22 protein-coding genes are annotated in these 19,674 nt (G+C 73.6%); 3 read left to right on the forward strand and 19 right to left on the reverse strand.

Translation table 11 applies throughout. The features are described from left to right. Nucleotide 1 precedes the first annotated feature (1 nt). From FJQ56_RS13105 to FJQ56_RS13150, 10 genes are all read right to left on the reverse strand, one after another. Nucleotides 2-544 (reverse strand): SCO family protein, encoded by a 543-nt coding sequence (locus tag FJQ56_RS13105; RefSeq protein WP_246084144.1) that lies wholly within the window; start codon nt 542-544, stop codon nt 2-4. A gap of 37 nt (nt 545-581) precedes the next feature. Continuing rightward, on the reverse strand, nt 582-1,382 hold the full coding sequence (gene trpA / locus FJQ56_RS13110; RefSeq protein WP_140010018.1) for a tryptophan synthase subunit alpha: 801 nt from the start codon (nt 1,380-1,382) through the stop codon (nt 582-584). After that, on the reverse strand, nt 1,379-2,635 hold the full coding sequence (trpB, locus tag FJQ56_RS13115; RefSeq protein ID WP_140010019.1) for a tryptophan synthase subunit beta: 1,257 nt from the start codon (nt 2,633-2,635) through the stop codon (nt 1,379-1,381). Before trpB ends, trpA begins: the two co-directional genes overlap by 4 nt. Further along, a complete protein-coding gene (trpC, locus tag FJQ56_RS13120; RefSeq protein WP_140010434.1) occupies nt 2,632-3,414 on the reverse strand; it encodes an indole-3-glycerol phosphate synthase TrpC in 783 nt (260 codons plus the stop codon). Before trpC ends, trpB begins: the two co-directional genes overlap by 4 nt. Before the next feature lie 122 nt (nt 3,415-3,536). Continuing rightward, a complete protein-coding gene (locus FJQ56_RS13125) occupies nt 3,537-3,974 on the reverse strand; it encodes a DUF2752 domain-containing protein (protein WP_140010020.1) in 438 nt (145 codons plus the stop codon). A gap of 25 nt (nt 3,975-3,999) precedes the next feature. Next, entirely contained in the window at nt 4,000-4,200 is a 201-nt protein-coding gene (locus FJQ56_RS13130; protein ID WP_140010021.1) for an HGxxPAAW family protein, read from the reverse strand. A gap of 73 nt (nt 4,201-4,273) precedes the next feature. Then, nucleotides 4,274-4,930 (reverse strand): Trp biosynthesis-associated membrane protein, encoded by a 657-nt coding sequence (locus FJQ56_RS13135; protein ID WP_170215403.1) that lies wholly within the window; start codon nt 4,928-4,930, stop codon nt 4,274-4,276. After that, entirely contained in the window at nt 4,923-5,288 is a 366-nt protein-coding gene (hisI, locus tag FJQ56_RS13140; protein WP_140010023.1) for a phosphoribosyl-AMP cyclohydrolase, read from the reverse strand. Before hisI ends, FJQ56_RS13135 begins: the two co-directional genes overlap by 8 nt. Nucleotides 5,289-5,437: 149 nt before the next feature. Beyond that, a complete protein-coding gene (locus FJQ56_RS13145) occupies nt 5,438-7,258 on the reverse strand; it encodes an ABC transporter ATP-binding protein (protein ID WP_140010024.1) in 1,821 nt (606 codons plus the stop codon). Further along, nucleotides 7,255-9,021 carry an ABC transporter ATP-binding protein gene (locus FJQ56_RS13150; RefSeq protein ID WP_246084181.1) on the reverse strand — a complete coding sequence of 589 codons (1,767 nt, stop codon included), beginning with the start codon at nt 9,019-9,021 and terminating at the stop codon, nt 7,255-7,257. The genes FJQ56_RS13145 and FJQ56_RS13150 overlap by 4 nt, the downstream gene beginning before the upstream one ends. Nucleotides 9,022-9,334: 313 nt before the next feature. On the opposite strand from FJQ56_RS13150, the gene FJQ56_RS13155 reads away from it, so the two are divergent. After that, nucleotides 9,335-9,967 (forward strand): TIGR03085 family metal-binding protein, encoded by a 633-nt coding sequence (locus tag FJQ56_RS13155; protein ID WP_140010025.1) that lies wholly within the window; start codon nt 9,335-9,337, stop codon nt 9,965-9,967. 4 nt (nt 9,968-9,971) lie between these two features. On the opposite strand, the gene FJQ56_RS13160 is transcribed toward FJQ56_RS13155, so the two are convergent. The 8 genes from FJQ56_RS13160 to hisD all read right to left on the reverse strand — a co-directional run bounded on the left by FJQ56_RS13160 (nt 9,972) and on the right by hisD (nt 16,195). Further along, nucleotides 9,972-10,562, reverse strand: a complete 591-nt coding sequence (locus tag FJQ56_RS13160; protein ID WP_140010026.1) for a Uma2 family endonuclease — start codon at nt 10,560-10,562, stop codon at nt 9,972-9,974. Nucleotides 10,563-10,685: 123 nt separating this feature from the next. Further along, entirely contained in the window at nt 10,686-11,447 is a 762-nt protein-coding gene (hisF, locus tag FJQ56_RS13165) for an imidazole glycerol phosphate synthase subunit HisF (protein WP_140010027.1), read from the reverse strand. Then, the gene (gene priA, locus FJQ56_RS13170) at nt 11,444-12,196 is read right to left on the reverse strand and encodes a bifunctional 1-(5-phosphoribosyl)-5-((5-phosphoribosylamino)methylideneamino)imidazole-4-carboxamide isomerase/phosphoribosylanthranilate isomerase PriA (protein WP_140010028.1); all 753 of its coding nucleotides are present in this window, start codon (nt 12,194-12,196) and stop codon (nt 11,444-11,446) included. The genes hisF and priA overlap by 4 nt, the downstream gene beginning before the upstream one ends. A gap of 5 nt (nt 12,197-12,201) precedes the next feature. Then, nucleotides 12,202-12,531 (reverse strand): hypothetical protein, encoded by a 330-nt coding sequence (locus FJQ56_RS13175; RefSeq protein ID WP_140010029.1) that lies wholly within the window; start codon nt 12,529-12,531, stop codon nt 12,202-12,204. A 2-nt stretch (nt 12,532-12,533) separates the two neighbouring features. Continuing rightward, nucleotides 12,534-13,169, reverse strand: coding sequence for an imidazole glycerol phosphate synthase subunit HisH (gene hisH, locus FJQ56_RS13180; RefSeq protein WP_140010030.1), 636 nt, complete (start codon nt 13,167-13,169; stop codon nt 12,534-12,536). A 10-nt stretch (nt 13,170-13,179) separates the two neighbouring features. Beyond that, nucleotides 13,180-13,788: an imidazoleglycerol-phosphate dehydratase HisB gene (hisB, locus tag FJQ56_RS13185; RefSeq protein WP_140010031.1), complete on the reverse strand. Its 609-nt coding sequence runs from the start codon at nt 13,786-13,788 to the stop codon at nt 13,180-13,182. Next, nucleotides 13,785-14,888: a histidinol-phosphate transaminase gene (locus FJQ56_RS13190; RefSeq protein ID WP_140010032.1), complete on the reverse strand. Its 1,104-nt coding sequence runs from the start codon at nt 14,886-14,888 to the stop codon at nt 13,785-13,787. The genes hisB and FJQ56_RS13190 overlap by 4 nt, the downstream gene beginning before the upstream one ends. Further along, a complete protein-coding gene (hisD, locus tag FJQ56_RS13195; protein ID WP_140010033.1) occupies nt 14,885-16,195 on the reverse strand; it encodes a histidinol dehydrogenase in 1,311 nt (436 codons plus the stop codon). Before hisD ends, FJQ56_RS13190 begins: the two co-directional genes overlap by 4 nt. 115 nt (nt 16,196-16,310) lie before the next feature. On the opposite strand from hisD, the gene FJQ56_RS13200 reads away from it, so the two are divergent. After that, nucleotides 16,311-16,976 carry an LON peptidase substrate-binding domain-containing protein gene (locus tag FJQ56_RS13200; protein ID WP_140010034.1) on the forward strand — a complete coding sequence of 222 codons (666 nt, stop codon included), beginning with the start codon at nt 16,311-16,313 and terminating at the stop codon, nt 16,974-16,976. Between the two features lie 146 nt (nt 16,977-17,122). Then, nucleotides 17,123-17,611, forward strand: a complete 489-nt coding sequence (gene ybaK, locus FJQ56_RS13205; RefSeq protein WP_140010035.1) for a Cys-tRNA(Pro) deacylase — start codon at nt 17,123-17,125, stop codon at nt 17,609-17,611. A gap of 95 nt (nt 17,612-17,706) precedes the next feature. Here ybaK and FJQ56_RS13210 read toward each other — a convergent pair whose 3' ends face one another. Next, nucleotides 17,707-19,668 (reverse strand): DUF3352 domain-containing protein, encoded by a 1,962-nt coding sequence (locus tag FJQ56_RS13210; protein WP_140010036.1) that lies wholly within the window; start codon nt 19,666-19,668, stop codon nt 17,707-17,709. Nucleotides 19,669-19,674: the final 6 nt, after the last annotated feature.

Genomic DNA, 19,674 nt, shown 5'->3' on the forward strand with positions numbered 1-19,674 from the left:
GTCAGTCCTCGAGGAGGGTGTGGATGTCGTTGGCGAACTGCACCGGGGTGGTGTCGGCGTCCCAGTAGACGGGGGCCTCGTTGGCGCTGTCGACCCCCAGGACCTGGGTGGTGTGGCCACCCGGGTCGCGCTCGTCGATGCCGACGGCCAGGTCGAGACCGACGGCCTTGATCGTGGCGAAGTCGGCGTCGAGGCCGATGAACGAGCTGTCGAACCGGTCGAGGTAGGCGCGCAGCGACGCGGGGGTGTCGGTGTTGGGGTCGCTGGTGACGAGCACGACGTCGACCTGCTTGCGGTCGGCGTCGTCGAGCCGGGTCATCGCCGAGGCGAGGTGACTGAGCACCGCCGGGCAGATGTCCTTGCAGTTGACGTAGCCGAAGAACACCAGCGTCAGGCGCTTGTCGGTGTCGTCGGCAAGCGAGAAGGGCTTGCCGTCGGTGTCGACCAGCTCGGTCGCCGGGACCTTGTAGGGGTTGTCGAGGACCTGGCCGGAGAACGGCTGCTTCGCGTCGTCGCCGCAGCCGCCGAGCGCGAGCGTCGCCACCAGCCCGAGGGCGGCCAGCCAGCCGCTTCGCCTCGCTCTAGCGCCCACGGCGTACGCCGTCCGCGAGGTCGGCGGCGAGCGCGGCCAGGGCGCGCAGCCCGGCCGTGCGGTCGCCGGCGTGGTCGAGGAGGGTGCGGACCAGCGCGGAGCCGACGATCACCCCGTCGGCGTACGACGCCACCTCGGCGGCCTGGGCGCCGTCGGCCACGCCGATGCCGACGCCGATGGGCAGGTCGGTGGCCGCGCGGGTGCGGGCCACGAGCGGGCCGGCGAGGTCGCTGGTCGTGGCGCGGGCCCCGGTGACGCCCATGACGGCGGTGGCGTAGACGAAGCCGCGACAGGCGGCGGTGGTCATCTCGATGCGCTCGGGCGTCGAGGAGGGAGCGACCAGGAAGACCTTGTCGAGGCCGTGGGCGTCGGCTGCGGCGATCCACTCGGGCGCGAAGTCGGGCGTCAGGTCGGGCGTGATCAGCCCCGCTCCCCCGGCGCCGGCGAGGTCGGCGGCGAACCGCTCGACGCCGTAGCGCTCCACGGGGTTCCAGTAGGTCATGATCACCGTCGGGGTGCCGGTGGCGGCGACGGCCTCGACGGTGCGCAGCACGTCGGTGGTGCGTACGCCGAGCTCGAGAGCCTGCTGCGCGGCGGCCTGGATCGTGGGCCCGTCCATGACGGGGTCGCTGTAGGGCAGCCCCACCTCGATGACGTCGCAGCCGTTGTCGACCAGGACCTTGAGGGCATCGATGCCGCCCTCGACGTCGGGGAACCCGGCGGGCAGGTAGCCGACCAGCGTCGCGCGGCCCTCGGCGCGCGAGGTCGCGAAGGCGGACGCGGTCGTCACTGCTGCTCCGGGGTCGCGGCCTGGGGGTCGGCGACCGGACGCGCCTTGCCGAGACCGAAGTAGTCGAGCGCGGTGCCCATGTCCTTGTCGCCGCGGCCCGAGAGGTTGACGAGCAGGGTCTGGCCCGGGCGCTCCTGGGCCAGCTCGACGACACCGGCGATGGCGTGGGCCGACTCGATCGCCGGGATGATGCCCTCGGTGCGGGCGAGCAGGGCCATGGCCTCCATCGCTGCGGTGTCCGTGACGGGGACGTAGGTCGCGCGCCCGGTGGCGGCGAGGTGGGCGTGCTGGGGGCCCACGCCGGGGTAGTCGAGCCCCGCGGAGATCGAGTGGGACTCGACGGTCTGGCCGTCGGCGTCCTGCAGCACGTAGGTGCGGGCGCCGTGGAGCACGCCGACGTCACCGGCGTGGATGGTCGCCGCATGACGACCGGTCTCGACGCCGTCGCCGCCCGGCTCGTAGCCGTAGACGGCCACCTCGGGGTCGTCGAGGAACGCCGCGAACAGGCCGATCGCGTTGGACCCGCCGCCCACGCAGGCGGCGACCGCGTCGGGCAGCCGGCCGGTCAGGTCGAGGCACTGGCGACGGGCCTCGTCGCCGATGCCGCGCACGAAGCTGAGGACCAGGCTCGGGAACGGGTGCGGTCCCGCGGCGGTGCCGAAGAGGTAGGCGGTGTGGTCGACGCTGGAGACCCAGTCGCGCAGCGCCTCGTTGATGGCGTCCTTGAGGGTGCGCGAGCCGCTGGTGACCGGGACGACCTCGGCACCGAGCAGCTGCATGCGCGCGACGTTGAGGGCCTGCCGCTCGGTGTCGACCTCGCCCATGTAGACGGTGCAGTCGAGACCGAGGTAGGCCGCGGCGGTCGCCGAGGCGACCCCGTGCTGGCCGGCGCCGGTCTCGGCGATGACCCGCTTCTTGCCCATCCGCTTGGTCAGCAGCGCCTGGCCCAGGACGTTGCGGATCTTGTGGGCGCCGGTGTGGTTGAGGTCCTCGCGCTTGAGCAGGATGCGTGCGCCCGCGTGCTCGGAGAGCCGGTGGGCCTCGTAGAGCATGCTCGGGACGCCGGCGTAGTTCTGCAGCAGCGCGTCGAACTCGAGCCCGAAGGTGGGGTCGACCAGGGCCTTCTGCCAGGCGATGTCGAGCTCGTCGAGCGCGGCGATGAGGGCCTCGGGCATGAAGCGGCCCCCGAACCCGGAGGCGCCCCCGAACCAGCCCTTGTCGTCGGCGTCGTAGGTCGAGTGGAGCGTGGTCATGACGAGATTCCTGTCATCCGGGCCACGGTGTCGCGTGGCGTGCCGTCCTTGACCAGGGCCTCGCCGACGAGGACCGCCCGGGCGCCCTCGCCCACGAACCTGGCGACGTCGGAGACGTCGGTGATGCCGGACTCGGCGACCAGCACCCGGTCACCGGGGACCAGCGGTGCGAGCCGGCCGAAGGTGTCGTTGTCGACGGCGAGGGTCTTGAGGTTGCGGGCGTTGACGCCCACGAGCTCGGCGCCCAGGGCGACCGCGCGCTCGGTCTCGGCCTCGTCGTGCACCTCGACGAGCACGGTGAGCCCGAGCTCACGGGCCTCGTCGTGCAGGCGGCGCAGGGTGTCGTCGTCGAGCGCGGCCACGATGAGCAGCGCCAGGTCGGCGCCGGCGGCGCGGGCCTCGACGAGCTGGTAGGTCTCGACGATGAAGTCCTTGCGCAGCAGGGGCACCTCGACCGCGGCGCGGACGGCGCGCAGGTCGGCGAGGCTGCCGCCGAAGCGACGCTCCTCGGTGAGGACGCTGATCGCGGCGGCTCCCCCGGCGGCGTACTGGACGGCGAGCGAGGCGGGATCGGGGATGTCGGCCAGGTGGCCCTTGCTGGGACTGCGTCGCTTGACCTCGGCGATCACGCTGGAGCCGGGACCGCGCAGGTGGGGCATCGGGTCGCGCGGCGGGTCGACGTCGGCCAGGGCGGCCCGCAGGTCGGCCAGCGGCGTGGCGGCCTCGCGGCGCTCCAGGTCGAGGCGTGCCCCGGCGACGATCTCGTCGAGCACGGACATCTCGAGGTTCCTCTTCGGCGGCACGGACAGGGCCTCATCAGTGTGGCACGGAGCGGATGACCCCCCGGTTCGCGGGTCCGCCACCCGTGGCGGGACTCACGGGTGGTCGTCGCGGGGCGGCCTCAGGAGGCGAGCCACCCGCACGCCGGCACGTTGCGCAGCACCGTGAACGCGACCAGCACCAGCCCGGCCGTGACCAGCAACGGGACCGTCAGCGGGGACGCCGGTCGCTCGGTGCCACGCCACGCGTCGACGACCCAGCGCCCCAGCAGCAGCACCACGACGGGGATCGCGACCACGAGGTAGAGGTTGCTCGACGCCGCGTCCAGGAGGCGGCCGTGGGTCAGGTCGTTGACGGCACGCAGGCCCCCGCACCCGGGACAGTCGAAGCCCATCGCCTGGCTCGGGCACAGTCCCCACGAGCCGTGCTGGTGCGGGTCGCGCAGGGCGAGCGCCAGGGTGGCCGCGGCGAGGCCCGCGATGGTCAGGGCCGGGCCGGCGACCCGCCGCGGGCGCGACCGGTCCGGCTCGGCCCAGGTGGCCGCGGAGAGCGTCGTCACGGCCGGGCGTCGATCAGGAGCCCGGTCAGTGCCCGGACTCGTGCAGGCCGAGCTTGGACATCACGACGAACAGGACCCCGGCGACGACGTTGAGGCCGACGCCCACCCAGAACACGGGGTAGCTGATCGGGTCGAGCATCAGGCCCGCGCCCCCGACGGCGAAGCCGACCAGAGCCACCGCCACCGCCGTCCACGCGGCCGGGGTGTTGCCGTGGTTGTCAGACATGCGGGCTCCTCGGGGCTGCGCTCACGTGCGGGTGGTGGTCGTGCGGCGGTGCAGCGCCGATCCTAGTCGGCTCCTAGTCGGCCGGGTCGGCGGGCTCGGCGGTCGGGTCGCGTCCCTCGTCGAGCGCCTTCCACAGGTCGATGCTGCTCTGCTCCTCAGCGGGTACGCCGGCCGCGGCGGTCGCGACCGCCGCGTCGGCGGAGGCCGCGGGGGCGTCGTACCGGCGGCCCATCTCGGGCCAGGACGGGACCCGCAGCACCGCGAGCACCGAGGAGGCGACCGCCGCGAGCCCGGCGAGGACGCCGACGTGGGCCCACAGGGTGCGACCGGTGTCGAGGTCGAGGGTCCGCAGGTCGTCGCTCACCTCGCCCGGGCGTGTGACCCAGGCCGCGACGGCCAGGCCCAGCACGGCGAGCGCGGCGACCAGGCCGAGGACCGCGACCGCCCGGCGTGCGCGGCCCCGGCTGACCAGGACGACCCCCCAGGTGGCGAGCAGGACCAGCGCGGTCGCGGTCACCGGCGGGGCGGTGAGGTCACCGCCGCCGGCGAGGTTGGCGGCGAAGGCGGAGTCGCCGCTGCCGCGGTCGTCGATCGACACCCACGCCTGGTTGCCGGCCACGGCCGCCGCGGTGCCGGCGGCGAGGCCGAGGAGCACGGTGCTGCCGAAGCCGCCGCGGCCACCGCGTCGTCCCCCGCGTCCACCGCGTCCGGGGCGCTGTTGCTCAGCCACCCAGCAGGTCCTCGTCGAAGCAGGTGCGGGCGCCGGTGTGGCACGCCGCACCGGTCTGGTCGACCTTGACCAGGAGGGTGTCGCCGTCGCAGTCGAGGCGGACCTCGACGACGCGCTGGGCGTGACCGGAGGTGTCGCCCTTGACCCAGTACTCGCCGCGCGAGCGCGACCAGTAGGTCGCCCGGCCGGTGGTGAGCGTGCGGTGCAGTGCCTCGTCGTCCATCCAGCCGAGCATCAGCACCTCACCGGTGTCGTGCTGCTGGGCGATGGCCGCGACCAGCCCGCGTCCCTCGCTGCCGGGGGTGGCGTCGGGGGTGCGCTTGAGGCGGTCGGCGATGGCGGGGTCCAGCGGGCTCACCTGTCCAGTAAACCGGGGTGGGTGCCGGGAGCGTCATACGAGGCGGCGGTGCGGGCAGCCGGGACGTATGACGTCCGCCGGTTCGGGGACGTCATACGAGGTGGTCGTCGAGGCCGCCAGACCGTATGACGCTCTCGAACGGGCGGGGTTCAGGAGCCCTGTTGCGACACCCAGGAGCGGTGCAGGCCGACGTAGACGCCGTCGGGGTCGGTGAGCAGCACGGCGTGGGGACCGCGCTGGACGACCCGGCCCTGGTCGACGACCACGACCTCGTCGGCGTTCTCGGCCGTCGAGAGGCGGTGGGCGATGGTGACGCTGGTGCGCCCGGACATCAGCCGCTCCAGGGCGCGGCCGATGCGCATCTCGAGGCGCGGGTCGACCGCGCTGGTGGCCTCGTCGAGGACGAGCAGGTCGGGGTCGGCGAGGTGGGCGCGGAGCAGCGCGACCAGCTGGCGCTCCCCCGCCGAGAGCGACTCGCCACGCTGGCCCACCCGGGTGTCGAGCTCGTCGGGCAGGCCGGCCAGCCAGTCGTGGAGGCCCAGCTCGGCGGCGCTGGCGCGGATCTCGTCGACGGTGGCGTCGAGGCGGCCGTAGCGGACGTTGGCGGCGATGGTGTCGTCGAAGAGGAAGCCCTCCTGGGGCACCAGCACGACGCTGGAGCGCAGGGCGGCCGGGGTGACGTCGCGCACGTCGATCCCGTCGAGCAGGACGGCGCCGGCGGAGGGGTCCATCAGCCGGGTGAGCAGCTTGGCGAACGTCGACTTGCCCGAGCCGGTCTCGCCGACGATGGCGACGCGCCGGCCGGCCTCGATGGTGAGGTCGACGTCGCGCAGCACCGGGGGGCCACCGGGGTAGGCGAAGTCGACGTGGTCGAAGCGGACGTCGATCGGGCCGCGCGGCAGCAGGTGTCCGTCGGGGCCGGGGTCGACCAGGTCGGCCGGGGTGTCGAGGATGCCGATCACGCGGCGCCAACCGGCGATCGCGCTCTGGGCCTCGGTGAGGATCTGGGTGCCCATCTGGACCGGACCGACGAAGAGCGTCACGAGGAACGCGAACGCCAGCACCTCGCCGGCGCTGATCTCGCCGGCGAACCCGAGCTTGACGCCGACCACGATCACCCCGGCGTTGGCCAGCCCGGCGGAGATGCCGCCGAGCGAGAAGGAGACGGCGGTGAAGCCCTGGGCCCGGGTGGACATGCGTTGGTGGGTGAGGACCGCCTCGTCGATGCGGGCCTGGGTGCGGGCCTCGACGGCGTAGGAGCGCACGACGGCCGCGCCGACGACCGGCTCGGAGATCGCGGACAGCATCACGCCGACCTGGCGGCGTACGACGCCGTAGGCCTCGGACAGCTTGCGCTGGAAGAACCGCAGCGAGAGGAACAGCGGGGCGAAGCAGACCCACACCACCACGGTCAGCTGCCAGGAGTAGACGAGCATGACGATCGTGGCGAGCAGCACCTGGCCGATGCTGACCACGAAGAGCAGCCCGCCGAAGACCAGGAACTGGCTGACCTGGTCGACGTCGCTGGTGACCCGCGAGACGAGCGAGCCGCGACGCTCGGTGTTCTGCGTGAGGAGCGGCAGGTCGTGGACGTGGCGGAAGGCCTTGGTGCGCAGCGTGGCCAGGCCGTGCTCGGCGCTGCGGAACAGCCGGCTGGTCATGCCGTAGCTGGCCAGGCCGGTCAGACCGACCGCCAGCGCGGCGACCACCCCCATCAGCACCACGAAGGGGACGTCGGTGCCGCCGGGGCGGCCCAGCCCGCGGTCGAGCGTCTGCTGGACGGCGACGGGGACGACGACCTGCCCGGCCGAGGCCACCACCGCGAGCAGGGCGGTGACGCGGATGCCCTCGATGAGCTCGGGTGAGTGGTGGATGCCCCGGCGGATGGTCTCGAGGCCGCCCAGGTCGTCACCGGTCGTCATCGACGTGCCGGACCGCGACGCCAGGCGCTCGGGCTCGACGGCGGTCATCGGGCCACCTCGACCTGCTCGTAGGCGTTGACCAGGCTCGCGTAGCCGGGAGACCGGGCCAGCAGCTCGTCGTGGGTGCCGCGGTCGACGATGCGGCCGCCGTCGAGGTGGAGCACCTCGTCGGCCAGCCCGATCGTCGCCTTGCGGTAGGCGACGACCACCAGGGTGCTGCCGGCGGCCTGGTCACCGTCACGCAGCGCGGCGAGGATGCGCGCCTCGACCTCGGGGTCGACCGCGGAGGTGGCGTCGTCGAGGACGAGCAGGCGCGGACGGCGGACCAGGGCCCGGGCCAGGGAGATGCGCTGGCGCTGGCCGCCGGACAGCGAGGCCCCCCGCTCGCCGAGGCGGGTGGACAGGCCCTCGGGCAGGGCCGCGACGAACCCGTCGGCCTGCGCGGTGCGCAGCGCGGCCCACACCTGCTCGTCGGAGACGTCGGCACCCAGGGTCACGTTGCCGCGCACGGTGTCGTCGAACAGGAACGCCGTCTGGGGGACGACGGCCGCGACCTCGGCCAGCGCGCCGTGCCGCAGGTCGCGCAGGTCGACGCCGTCGAGGTGCACCGCACCCTCGTCGGGGTCGACCAACCGGGTCAGCAGCGTGGTGAGCGTGCTCTTGCCGGACGCGGTCTCCCCCACGATCGCGACGGTGCGCCCCGGCTCGACGCTGAAGGTGAGGTGCTCGAGGAGACGCCGGCCGGGCTCGTAGGAGAAGGCCAGGTCGTGGACCTCGAGACGGGCTCCGGCGGCGGCCGGGGCGTCGGCAGGGTCGTCGGCCGGGTCGCCCGACAGCGAACGGTCCCCGAAGTCGAGCCCGCCCTCGGTGCGCAGCACCGCATCGACGCGGCGGTAGCCGACCACGCTGCGCGGGAACTCGCCGAGCACCCAGCCGATCGAGCGGATCGGGAAGCTGACGATGGTCAGCAGGTAGGCGACGGTCACGACGTCGCCGGGGTCGGCCGCCCCGCTGGTCACCCGGGAGACGCCGACCGCGAGCACGACCAGGACGCCGAGGCTGGGCAGCGCGGCGAGGGTCGGGTCGAACGCCGCGCGGATGCGGCCGACGCGGATGTTGGCGTCGCGCAGGTCGCGGGCCTTGCGGGCGAACCGCTCGGTCTCCTCGGACTCGCGACCGAGCGTCTTGACGACCATCGCCCCGTCGAAGGACTCGTGGGCGATCTCGCTGACCTCGGCCCGCAGCTGCTGGGCGCGGGTGACCCAGCCCTGCGAGAGGCGCTGGTAGACGACGTTGGTGGCGATGACGGCCGGGAAGATGAGCAGCCCGACACCGGCCATCACCAGGTCGGCGAAGAACATCTGCACCACCGCGATCACCATCATCGCCACGGTGCCGACAGCCATCGGCAGCGGCATGATCGGCGCCCACGCGGCCTCGACGTCGGCGTTGGCGTTGGAGAGCAGCTGACCGGTCGGGTGGCGCTGGTGCCACTCCATCGGCAGGGCGAGGTAGCGGCGGGTCACCGAGCGGCGGTAGTGCGCCTGGAGGCGGTAGTACATGATGCCGCCGCCCAGGCGGCGCGCGACGATGCCGACCGCGCGCAGGATCGCGACGCCGACGAACAACCCGACGACCGCCCACAGCATCGAGGTCCCGATCTCGCCGTCACGGTAGGCCGGCAGGATCACGTGGTCGGTGGACCACCCGAGGACCCACGCGTCGGCGACCGTCAGGGCGCCGAAGAGCACGCTGCCCAGGGTGGCGATCGTGAAGACCCACGGCTCGCGCTTGATGCCGACGAGCAGCACCCCGAACCCGGCGGTCGTCGACCCGCGGCCGAGCTGGCCGACGGCGGTCTCGCGGTCACCCTCGCCCTCGGTCTCGCTGGCGGTGGTCTCGATCGGGTCGCTCACGGTTCTCCTGACTCGGGTGCTCGGCCGGGTGCTCACGACCGGGCTCCGGCAGGTTAATCCCGGCCACCGACAACCTGCTCATCCGTACGGCGTCCGCACGGCCTCGGTGGGGCCACCCGGGTGCCACCAGTCAACGACCTCAGGTGCGCTCGAGGTCAAGGGGGCGCGAGGTCCTCAGGGGTGTGCCCCCTCTCCCTAGGCTGACGACATGAGCCCGACCCTCGCCCGCCGCGAGCGCCACGACCTGTGCGACCTCGCCCTCGAGCTGGGACCGGACGCGCCGACGCTGACCGGCGACTGGGTCGCTCGCGAGCTCCTGGCCCACCTGTTCGTGCGTGAGCACCGGCCCCTCGCGGCGGCCGGCATCGCGGTGCCGCCACTGGCCCGGCTGACCGACCGGGCCATGGACCGCGCGGGGCGCCGCGACTACCGGCAGCTGGTCGCGAAGGTCCGCGAGCCGGGGTTGACGCCCTTCGCGCTGCGGCCGGTGGAGGTGCTCGCCAACACGCTCGAGTACCTCGTCCACCACGAGGACCTGCGGCGCGCCCAGCCCGACTGGACGCCGCGGGCGCTGGCCCCCGACGACCTCGACGCCGTGTGGCGCTCGATCAGGCAGGCCGGTCGCGGGCTCGCGCGCCCCGCCGGCGTACCGCTGTCGATCCGGCGCAGCGACACCGACGAGACGGCGACGCTGCGCGGCGGCGAGCCGTCGGTGGTGGTGTCGGGACCGGTCGTCGAGCTGGTGCTGTTCCTCTTCGGCCGCGACCAGTGGCGCGACCTCGTGTTCGAGGGCCGCGACGAGCTGGTCGCGAAGGTGCGCGAGGCCGACCTCGGCATGTAGGCCGTCAGGTCGCGAGCAGCGTCGCGAGGTCGATGGCGACGACCCCGTGGTCGCCCACGGCCACCGAGCCGCGCGGAGTGCTGTCGTCGAGGTCGAGCAGGGTGTCCCAGCCGTGGCCGGTGTTGCCCAGGACCGTGAGCGTGCGGTGGTCGCGGTCGACGATCCAGTACTGGCCGATGCCGGCGTCGGCGTACTCCGTCGACTTGCGGAGCGTGTCCTCGCGGCGGGTGCTGGGCGAGAGGATCTCGACGACCAGGACCGGGGTCTGGTCGGACCACGAGCCCTCGAACGAGCGCTCGGTGGCGTAGGCGTCGGGGATGCGGGAGCGGCGCTCCCCGGTCCAGACACCGACCGCTGCAAGCACGAACAGACCTGGGCAGCCGGCCTGGATCACGTCGACGACACGGTGCGAGATCCGCTGGTGGGCGGCGACCGGTGACGGGCTCACGATGGCCATCCCGTCGACGTACTCGGCCCGGTGCCACTCCGGCAGGGCGAGGTAGTCCTCGAAGTCGAACGGCACCCGCACCAGTCGGTCGACCTCGGTCGGCAGCGGCAGCCCGGTGGTGGCTTGCCTGGCGGACCTGGCGGACATGGCGGCTCCTGGACGACGGGACACACGCGTTCCCTCCCATGGTGACACCCGTGGCGCCGGTCGTCACTGACGAGGCAGAGCCTGCCCGGGATCCGGATCGGCTGCCGGCGTCATCCGCAGGCCTCAGCGCACGGGGTGGCCGGCCCCGGCCAGCGCACCCTTGACCTCGCCGACGCGCAGGGTGCCGAAGTGGAACACCGTGGCGGCCAGGACGGCGTCGGCCCCGGCGTCGACCGCCGGGGCGAAGTGGTCGAGCCGCCCGGCCCCGCCGGAGGCGATGACCGGGACCGACACCGCGGCCCGCACGAGCCGGATCAGGTCGAGGTCGAAGCCGTCCTGGGTGCCGTCGGCGTCCATCGCGTTGAGCAGGATCTCGCCCGCACCGAGCTCGGCGGCCCGGGCGGCCCAGGCGACGGCGTCGAGGCCGGCGGACGTGCGGCCGCCGTGGGTGGTGACCTCGAAGCCGGAGTCGGTGTCGGTGGCACGCCGGGCGTCGACCGACAGCACCAGCACCTGGTTGCCGAAGCGGTCGGCGATCTCGGCGACCAGCTCGGGCCGGGTGATCGCGGCGGTGTTGACCGCGACCTTGTCGGCGCCGGCACGCAGCAGCCGGTCGACGTCGGCGACGCTGCTCACGCCTCCCCCGACGGTCAACGGGATGAAGACCTCCTCGGCGCAGCGCGACACGATCTCCATCGTGGTCGCGCGACCCTCGTGGGAGGCGGAGATGTCGAGGAACGTCAGCTCGTCGGCGCCCTCGGCGTCGTAGGTGCGGGCCAGCTCGACGGGGTCGCCGGCGTCGCGCAGGTCGACGAAGTTGATGCCCTTGACCACGCGGCCGGCGTCGACGTCGAGGCACGGGATGACGCGGACGGCGAGGCTCACGACGCTCCTCCCCGTGTCAGCGCCAGCGCGTCCTCGAGGGTGAAGCGGCCCTCGTAGAGCGCGGTGCCGGCGATGGCCCCCTCGACACCGTCCCCTACTAGACCCATCAGCGCCTCGACGTCGGCGAGCGTGGTGACCCCGCCCGAGGCGATGACCGGGCGGTCGGTGGCGGCGCAGACGTCGCGCAGCAGCTGCAGGTTGGGGCCCTGGAGCATGCCGTCCTTGTCGACGTCGGTGACCACGTAGCGCGCGCAGCCCTCGGCGTCGAGACGGGCCAGGGTCTCGTAGAGGTCGCCGCCCTCACGGGTCCAGCCGCGGGCGGCCAGCGTGCGCCCGCGCACGTCGAGCCCGATGGCGATCCGGTCGCCGTGCTCGGCGATCACCCGGGCGCACCACTCGGGGTTCTCGATCGCAGCGGTGCCGATGTTGACCCGTCGGCACCCGGTGGCCAGGGCCGAGGTGAGGGACTCGTCGTCGCGGATACCGCCGCTCATCTCGACGTCGATGTCGAGGGCGCCGACGATCTCGGCCTGCAGTGCGCGGTTGCTGCCGCGTCCGAACGCCGCGTCGAGGTCGACCAGGTGCAGCCACTCGGCGCCGGCGTCCTGCCAGCGGCGCGCGGCGGCGACCGGGTCGCCGTACATCCGCTCGGAGCCGGCGACCCCCTGGGTGAGCTGGACGGCGCGGCCCTCGGTGATGTCGACGGCGGGGAGCAGCTGGAGGTAGGGCTGGTCGGGCTGGTCGGGCACGGGGGTCACTTCCGGTTGAGGATCGACAGGGCGATGGGCGCCACGAGCACGCTCAGCAGCAGGACGAGGACGCGTGCGGCCCACTCGCCGGTGCCGAGCCACACCAGCACGTTGAGGGCGAGCACGAACGCGATGACGAGCCCGGTGCGCTGACGCCGCTTGGCCGCCAGGGTGCCGCTCTCGACGGGCGCGGGCCTGGGGACCCACCCGACCAGCGCCGTACGTCGGGCGTCGCGGCGGGCCTGTCGGGCCGCGGCCGCCTCGCGGGCGGCCGCCTGCTCGGCGACGGCCCGGTCGCGCTCCTGGCGGCGACGGGCACGTTCTCCCGCGGCCACGACTAGAGGCTCTCGACCCAGTTGCGCAGCAGGGCCGCGCCGGCGTCGCCGGACTTCTCGGGGTGGAACTGCGTGGCGCACAGCGGGCCGTTCTCGACCGCGGCGACGAACCGGTCGCCGCCGTGCTCGGCCCAGGTGACCAGCGGCGCGCGGGTGTGACCCGTCGTCACGAGGTCCCAGGTGCGGGCGGCGTAGGAGTGCACGAAGTAGAACCGCTCGTCCTCGAGGCCGGCGAACAGGCTGGTCTCCGGGGGCGTCTCGACGGTGTTCCAGCCCATGTGGGGCACCACGTCGGCCTGCAGCCGCTCGACGGCGCCGGGCCACTCGTCGCAGCCGTCGGTCTCGACGCCGTGCTCGACGCCCCGCTCGAACAGCACCTGCATGCCGACGCAGATGCCGAGGACGGGTCGGCCGCCGGCCAGGCGTCGTCCGATGAGGCGGTCGCCCTTGATGGCGCGCAGCCCGGCCATGCAGGCGGCGTAGGCCCCCACCCCGGGTACGACGAGCCCGTCGGCGTCGAGGCCCGCCTGGAAGTCGTCGGTCAGCGTGACCTCGGCACCGGCGCGCTCGACGGCGCGCACCACCGAGCGCAGGTTGCCCGAGCCGTAGTCGAGGACGACGACGGAGGGGGCGCTCACGCCCCGCCCCTCACAGCGCACCCTTGGTCGACGGGATGCCCGTCTCGCGCGGGTCGAGCGCGACCGCGTCGCGGAACGCCCGCGCGAACGCCTTGAACTGCGTCTCGACGATGTGGTGCGGCTCGCGGCCGGCCAGCACGCGCACGTGCAGCGCGAGGTGGCCGTGGAAGGAGATCGACTCGAAGACGTGCTGGGTCAGCGAGCCGAGGTAGGACACGCCGGACCCGCCCAGCTGCACGTAGGCCTGCCCGTCGGGCTCGCCGGTGTGCACGCAGTAGGGCCGGCCGGACACGTCGACGACGGCCTGCACGAGCGCCTCGTCGAGGGGCACGGTGGCGTCGCCGAACCGGCGGATGCCGCGCTTGTCGCCCAGCGCCTGGCGGATCGCCTGGCCCAGCGCGATGGCGGTGTCCTCGACGGTGTGGTGGGCGTCGATGTGCACGTCGCCCGAGGTCTGGACGGTGAGGTCGACCAGCGCGTGGCGGGCGAAGGCGGTGAGCATGTGGTCGAAGAAGCCGACGCCGGTCGCGATGTCGTGGCGACCCGAGCCGTCGAGGTCGAGCTCGACGACGACCGTCGACTCGCTGGTCTGCCGCTCGATGCGTGCGGTCCTGCTCATGCGCTCTCCCTCGTTGCCCGGGTCAGGGCGTCCTTGAACGACGTCATCTCGTCGGCCGTGCCGACCGACACACGCAGCCAGCCGTCGGGGCCAGTCTCGCGGATCAGCACGCCCTGATCGAGCAGGTCCTGCCACACCGCGTGGCGGTCGGCGAAGGTGCCGAACAGCACGAAGTTGGCGTCGGAGTCGGCCACCTCGTGCCCCTGCTCGCGCAGCCAGGTCACCGTCGCGTCGCGCTCGGCGCGCAGGTCGTCGACGCGTCCGAGCAGCTCAGGTGCGTGCCGCAGTGCGGCGAGCGCGACGGCCTGCGTGACCGCCGACAGGTGGTAGGGCAGCCGGACCACGCGGATCGCGTCGCAGATCGCCGGGTCGGCGGCGAGGTAGCCCAGCCGCAGGCCCGCCCCGGCGAAGGCCTTGCTCATCGTGCGCGTCACCACCAGGTTGCGGTGGGCCGGCAGCAGCTCGAGCGCCGACGGCACGCCCGTACGGCGGAACTCGCCGTAGGCCTCGTCGACCACGACGATCCCGTCGTCGCCGACGGCCTCGCACAACGTCGTCACCGCGGCCTGCGGGAGGGCGGTGCCGGTGGGGTTGTTGGGCGAGGGCAGCAGCACGACCGACGGACGCTCGGCCTCGACGAGCGCGCGGGCGGCGTCGAGGTCGAGGCTGAAGTCGCCGTCGCGTCGCCCGGCGACCCAGCGGGTGCTGGTGTCGCGGGCGTACTCGGGATACATCGAGTACGTCGGGGCGAAGCTCAGCGCGGTGCGTCCCGGGCCCCCGAAGGCCTGGAGCAGCTGGAGCATGACCTCGTTGGACCCGTTGGCCGCCCACACCTGCTCGGGCGCGACGCCGTGGGGCGTGTCGGCCGAGAGGTACGCCGCGAGCCCGGCCCGCAGCTCGACGAGCTCGCGGTCGGGGTAGCGGTTGAGCGTCACCGCCGCGTGGGCGACGGCGGTCGCGATGTCGGCGACGACGGCGGACGAGGGCCCGTAGGGGTTCTCGTTGACGTTGAGCTGCACGGGGGCGCGCTCGAGCGAGAGCTGGGGGGCGCCGTACGGCTCGATGCCGCGCAGCTCCTCCCGCAGGGGAGGCCAGGTCATCGCGTGGTTCGCGAGAAGCGGACCCGGACGGACTCGCCGTGCGCGGGGAGGTCCTCGGCCTCGGCCAGCGTCACGACGTGGTCGGCGACGGCCTGCAGACCTTGTCGCGAGTAGTCGACGACGTGGATCGACTTGGTGAAGTTGCGTACCGAGAGCCCGCTGCTGTGGCAGGCGCAGCCACCCGTGGGGAGCACGTGGTTGGAGCCGGCGCAGTAGTCGCCGAGCGCGGTGGGCGCGTGGTCGCCGACGAAGATCGCGCCCGCGTTGCGGATGCGGGCGGCCACGGCAGCGGCGTCGCGGGTCTGCACCTCGAGGTGCTCGGCGGCGTAGGCGTCGGCGACCGCGATGCCCTGGTCGAGGTCGTCGACCAGGACGATGGCGGACTGCCGGCCCGACAGCGCCTGGTGCACCCGCTCGCTGTGCTTGGTGGAGGCGACCAGGGTCTCGAGCCGGTCCTCGACCTGCCGGGCGAGCTGCTCGGAGTCGGTGATCAGCACCGCGCCGGCGAGCGGGTCGTGCTCGGCCTCGGCGACCAGGTCGGCGGCGACGTAGTCGGGGTCGGCGCTGTCGTCGGCGAGGATGGCGACCTCGGTCGGGCCGGCCTCGGAGTCGATGCCGATCTGGCCCTTGAGCAGCCGCTTGGCCGTGACGACGTAGATGTTGCCGGGCCCGGTCACCATGTCGACGCGCGCGCAGGGGCCGACGCCGTAGGCGAACATCGCGATGGCCTGGGCGCCGCCGACGGCGTAGACCTCGTCGATGCCCAGCAGGGCGCAGGCCGCCAGGATCGTCGGGTGCGGCAGCCCGCCGAACTCCTGCTGCGGTGAGGACGACAGCGCGATGGAGGGGACGCCGGCGACCTGCGCCGGGACGACGTTCATCAGCACCGTGGAGACCAGCGGCGCGAGGCCGCCGGGGACGTAGAGCCCCACGCGCCCGACCGCGACCTTGCGGTGCACGATGCGCGCGCCCGGCCCGAAGTCGGTGGTCACGTCGTGCTCGAGCTCGCGCTCGCTGGCGGCGCGCAGGCGCGCGATCGACTCCTCGAGACCGGCGCGGACGTCGGGGTCGAGCTGCTCCAGCGCCTGGTCGATGGCCGCGCGCGGGACCCGGACGTCGTCGGCGTCGACGCCGTCGAACCGCCGGCCGTAGTCGAGGATCGCCTCGAGCCCTCGGGTGCGCACCGCCTCGCAGATCTCATGCACCGCCGGGACCGCCGCCTCGACGTCGAAGTCCGCGCGGGGTACGGCGGCTCGATAGTCGAGCGTGGAGCGGTCGGCCCCACGCAGGTCGATACGACGGATCATGCGCCCAGTCTAGGAGGGCGGCGACCACCCGTCCGCGCCGGTGACGCGGGCTGGGACCCCGGGGGCCACCCGTCGGGGTCGGGGCGGCGGCCCGACCGCGTATAGGTTGTCGGACGTGACCGTCGAGCTGCCGATGTTCCCGCTGAACTCGGTGCTGTTCCCCGGGCTGAGCGTGCCGCTCCACGTGTTCGAGGACCGCTACCGCGCGCTCGTGCACCACCTGCTGCGCGTCGAGGACCCGACCGAGCGGGTCTTCGGCTCCGTCGGGATCCGGGAGGGCTACGAGGTCGGCGACCACGGCGCCCAGTCGCTGTTCCGGGTGGGGTGCAAGGCGCTGCTGACCGAGATCGAGGCCAACCCCGACGGCAGCTTCGACGTCGTCGCCGTCGGCCTCGACCGGATCCAGCTCGACCGGCTCGACACCACCGGCGTCTTCCCGGTGGGTCACGTCGAGGAGCTCGGCGACCCCGGTGCCCCCGTCGGCGAGGACGTGCTCGAGCGGGCGCGGGCGACGTTCACCGCCTACCGGCAGGCCCTGTCCGAGATCCGGTCCGACCCCTACGAGGGGACGCTCCCCCGCGACCCGATCTACCTGTCCTGGACCCTCGCCGCCTGCGCGCCGCTCCCGCTCTCCGAGCGCCAGGCCCTCCTCGAGGCCGACGACGCCGAGACCCGGCTGGTGCTGGTCACCGACCTGCTCCGCTCCGAGCTGCGCGCCATGAACGTGATCGCCTCGCTGCCGGCGACCGAGGTGGCCCGCACCCGCTGGAGCCCGAACTGAGCTCACCGTGGCCCTGCGAGGAACGAGCAGGGGCACGTCGTGAGCGAAGATCGAGCAAGCCCTGCGACCGAGGAACGAGGTCGCAACGGGCGCGTCGAGATCCCCGCAGCGACAGCTCGTCCTGACCACGTACGAAAGGTCACCTCGTGCCCAAGAAGACCTCCGGCGGCACCCCCGCCACCGTCGCGCTGACCCGCGCCGGGGTCGAGTTCACGATCCGCGAGTACACCCACGACCCGCGCGTGACGTCGTACGGGCTCGAGGCGGCCGAGGCCCTGGGGGTCGAGCCGGAGCGGGTCCTCAAGACGCTGCTGGCCGACGTCGACGGGCGGCTGGTCGTCGGTGTCGTGCCCGTGACCGGCCAGCTCGACCTCAAGGCCCTCGCGCGGGCCGTCGGCGGACGGCGGGCCCAGATGGCCGATCCGGCTGCGGCCGAGCGGGCGACCGGCTACGTGGTGGGTGGCATCTCACCGGTGGGTCAGCGACGGCCGCACCCGACCGTGGTGGACGCCTCGGCCCTCGAGCACCCGACGGTGCTGGTGTCCGGCGGGCGCCGCGGCCTCGACGTCGAGCTCTCCCCCGCCGACCTCGTGGCGGTCACCGGCGCGACGACCGCCCCGGTCGCGCGTCCCTGAGCCCTGCACCCCCTGCTCCCCACGACGTACGACGGCCCGCTGCCACCGCAGCGGGCCGTCGTCTCGTGTCTGTGGGGGTGGGCGGAGGTCGGGCGTCAGTCGGTGGTGACCTTGATGACGCTGTGCGACACGTCACCGTCGGTCCAGACCGACATCCCGGCCGCCTTCAGCGGCTCGAGGTTGGCGAGCAGGTCCTCGTCGCCGCCGTCGGCCTGCACCGCCCGATCGAGCCAGTCGCCCTCGTCGAAGTCGACGAAGAGCACGGCCGCGGCCCGGCCGGACTCGGCCACGACGTCCTGGTAGTCGTCGTCGTCGCCGAGGTCGCCGTCCCGGAGCAGCGCCTTGGTCCAGTCGGCGGAGAAGCTGCCTGCGACGTGGTCGCCGTCGGCCTGGTAGGCGAAGCCGCCGAGGTCGTCGTCGCCGACGCGGCCGAGCAGCTTGTCGAGGACGCCGGTGACGGCGTCGGAGTCGCCCTGGACCTTGACGCCGACCGGCTGGTCCGCAGGGCTGTCGGCGGTGAAGTCGACGTCGCCGCCGACGGCGATCGCGGCCGACTCGCCGGCGAGGGTCTCGGCGTCCTCGGGCAACTGGAGACCGGTCTGCTCCTCGATGGCCTTGATGCCGTCCTCGATGTCGAACAGGCCGCCGCTGGTCGACTCGACGTAGTCGGTGAGGGTGGTGAACCAGCCCGTCTCGAACCCCATGCCGAAGGCGATCGCGGTGTCGCCGGGCAGGTCGGCGACGACGTCGTCGCCCCCGTCGGTGCGGTAGAGGTCGTCCAGGCCGAGGAAGTCGACGCTCGAGGCCGACTCGACCTCGAGGCCGCCGTCCTCGAACCGCACGGTGACGGCTGCGCCGTCGAAGTCCTCGAGGCTGTCCTCGATCGCCTGCGTCTCCTCGTCGCTGCCGGACCCGTCCTGGGCGCAGTCCGCGGACCCGAGGTCGTCGCCCAGGTCGTCGCCCAGGTCGTCGCCGAAGTCGTCGCCGAAGTCGTCGAGCTCGGTCGGGTAGGAGCAGGTGTCGCCGCCGAGCCCGAGTCCGCCGATGGCGTCGGCGATGAACGGCCCCGCCCCGGGGGCGATGTAGGCGGTGAGGATGCCGGCGTCGCCGGCCTCGTCGGTCCACTTCTGGTAGTCGTCGTCATCGGCGAGCGCGTCGTCCTGCGCGGCGTCGGTGACGGCCTCGGCGATCTCGGTCGACTCGGCGATGACCACCCAGTCGCCCTGGATCGACCAGCCGCCCTGGGTGCTGCCGTCGGCGTCGTCGGGATCGGTCTCGGGGTCCTCGGGGGACGGGACGGCGTCGTCGACGGCGGGGCCACCACCCTCGGCACTGCCGGAGCCCTCGGCGCTGTTGGCGCTGTCGGAGTCCTCGCACGCCAGCAGCTTCTTCAGGCCGGCCTCGGCCTCGCCTGCGTCCTTGACCTGGACGACACCCACGGGAGCGACGCCCGAGCTGTCGGGAGCGAGCCCCTCGCCCACGTCGACCGCGGCGAAGCCGAAGCGGTCGCCCAGCCAGGGCTCGATGTCGTCGCCGAAGTCGACGCCGGGGCACAGGCCGTCCTTCTGGGCCAGCTCGAAGAGCTTGGCACGCAGGTCGTCGTCCTTGTCGATGTCGACGCTGTCGTCGAACGCCGGGAACTTCTTGAGCGTCTCGAGGGCCTCGAGCTTCTGCTTGCCGCTCGGGTCGAGGTCGATGCTGACGTAGGCGACCGTCGAGGCGGGCAGGGCCTCGGCCGGCTGGGGTCCGGTCGCGAAACCGAGCTGGTAGACGGCGAAGGCCCCGCCGGCGACCGCGGCGAGGCCGACGAGGCTGCCGCCGACGACGAGACCCTTGCGTCGGCCACCGCGGCCGGTGCCCTGGGCGGGCGGGGGCGGCGGGATCCGGCCGCCGCCGGTGCCGCTGTCGAGGAGCTCGGGCGCCCCGAACGGGGGCGGGGGCGGCGTACCGAACGGCGCCCCGAGCGGCGGGCCACTAGGCGGGCCACTGGGTGGGCCGGTGGGCGGGCCACTGGGCGGGCCGGCGGGCGGGCCGGCGGGCGGGAGGTTGCTGGACATCGGTGG

Origin of the sequence: Nocardioides plantarum (assembly GCF_006346395.1) — a bacterium.
Lineage (GTDB): Bacteria > Actinomycetota > Actinomycetes > Propionibacteriales > Nocardioidaceae > Nocardioides > Nocardioides plantarum.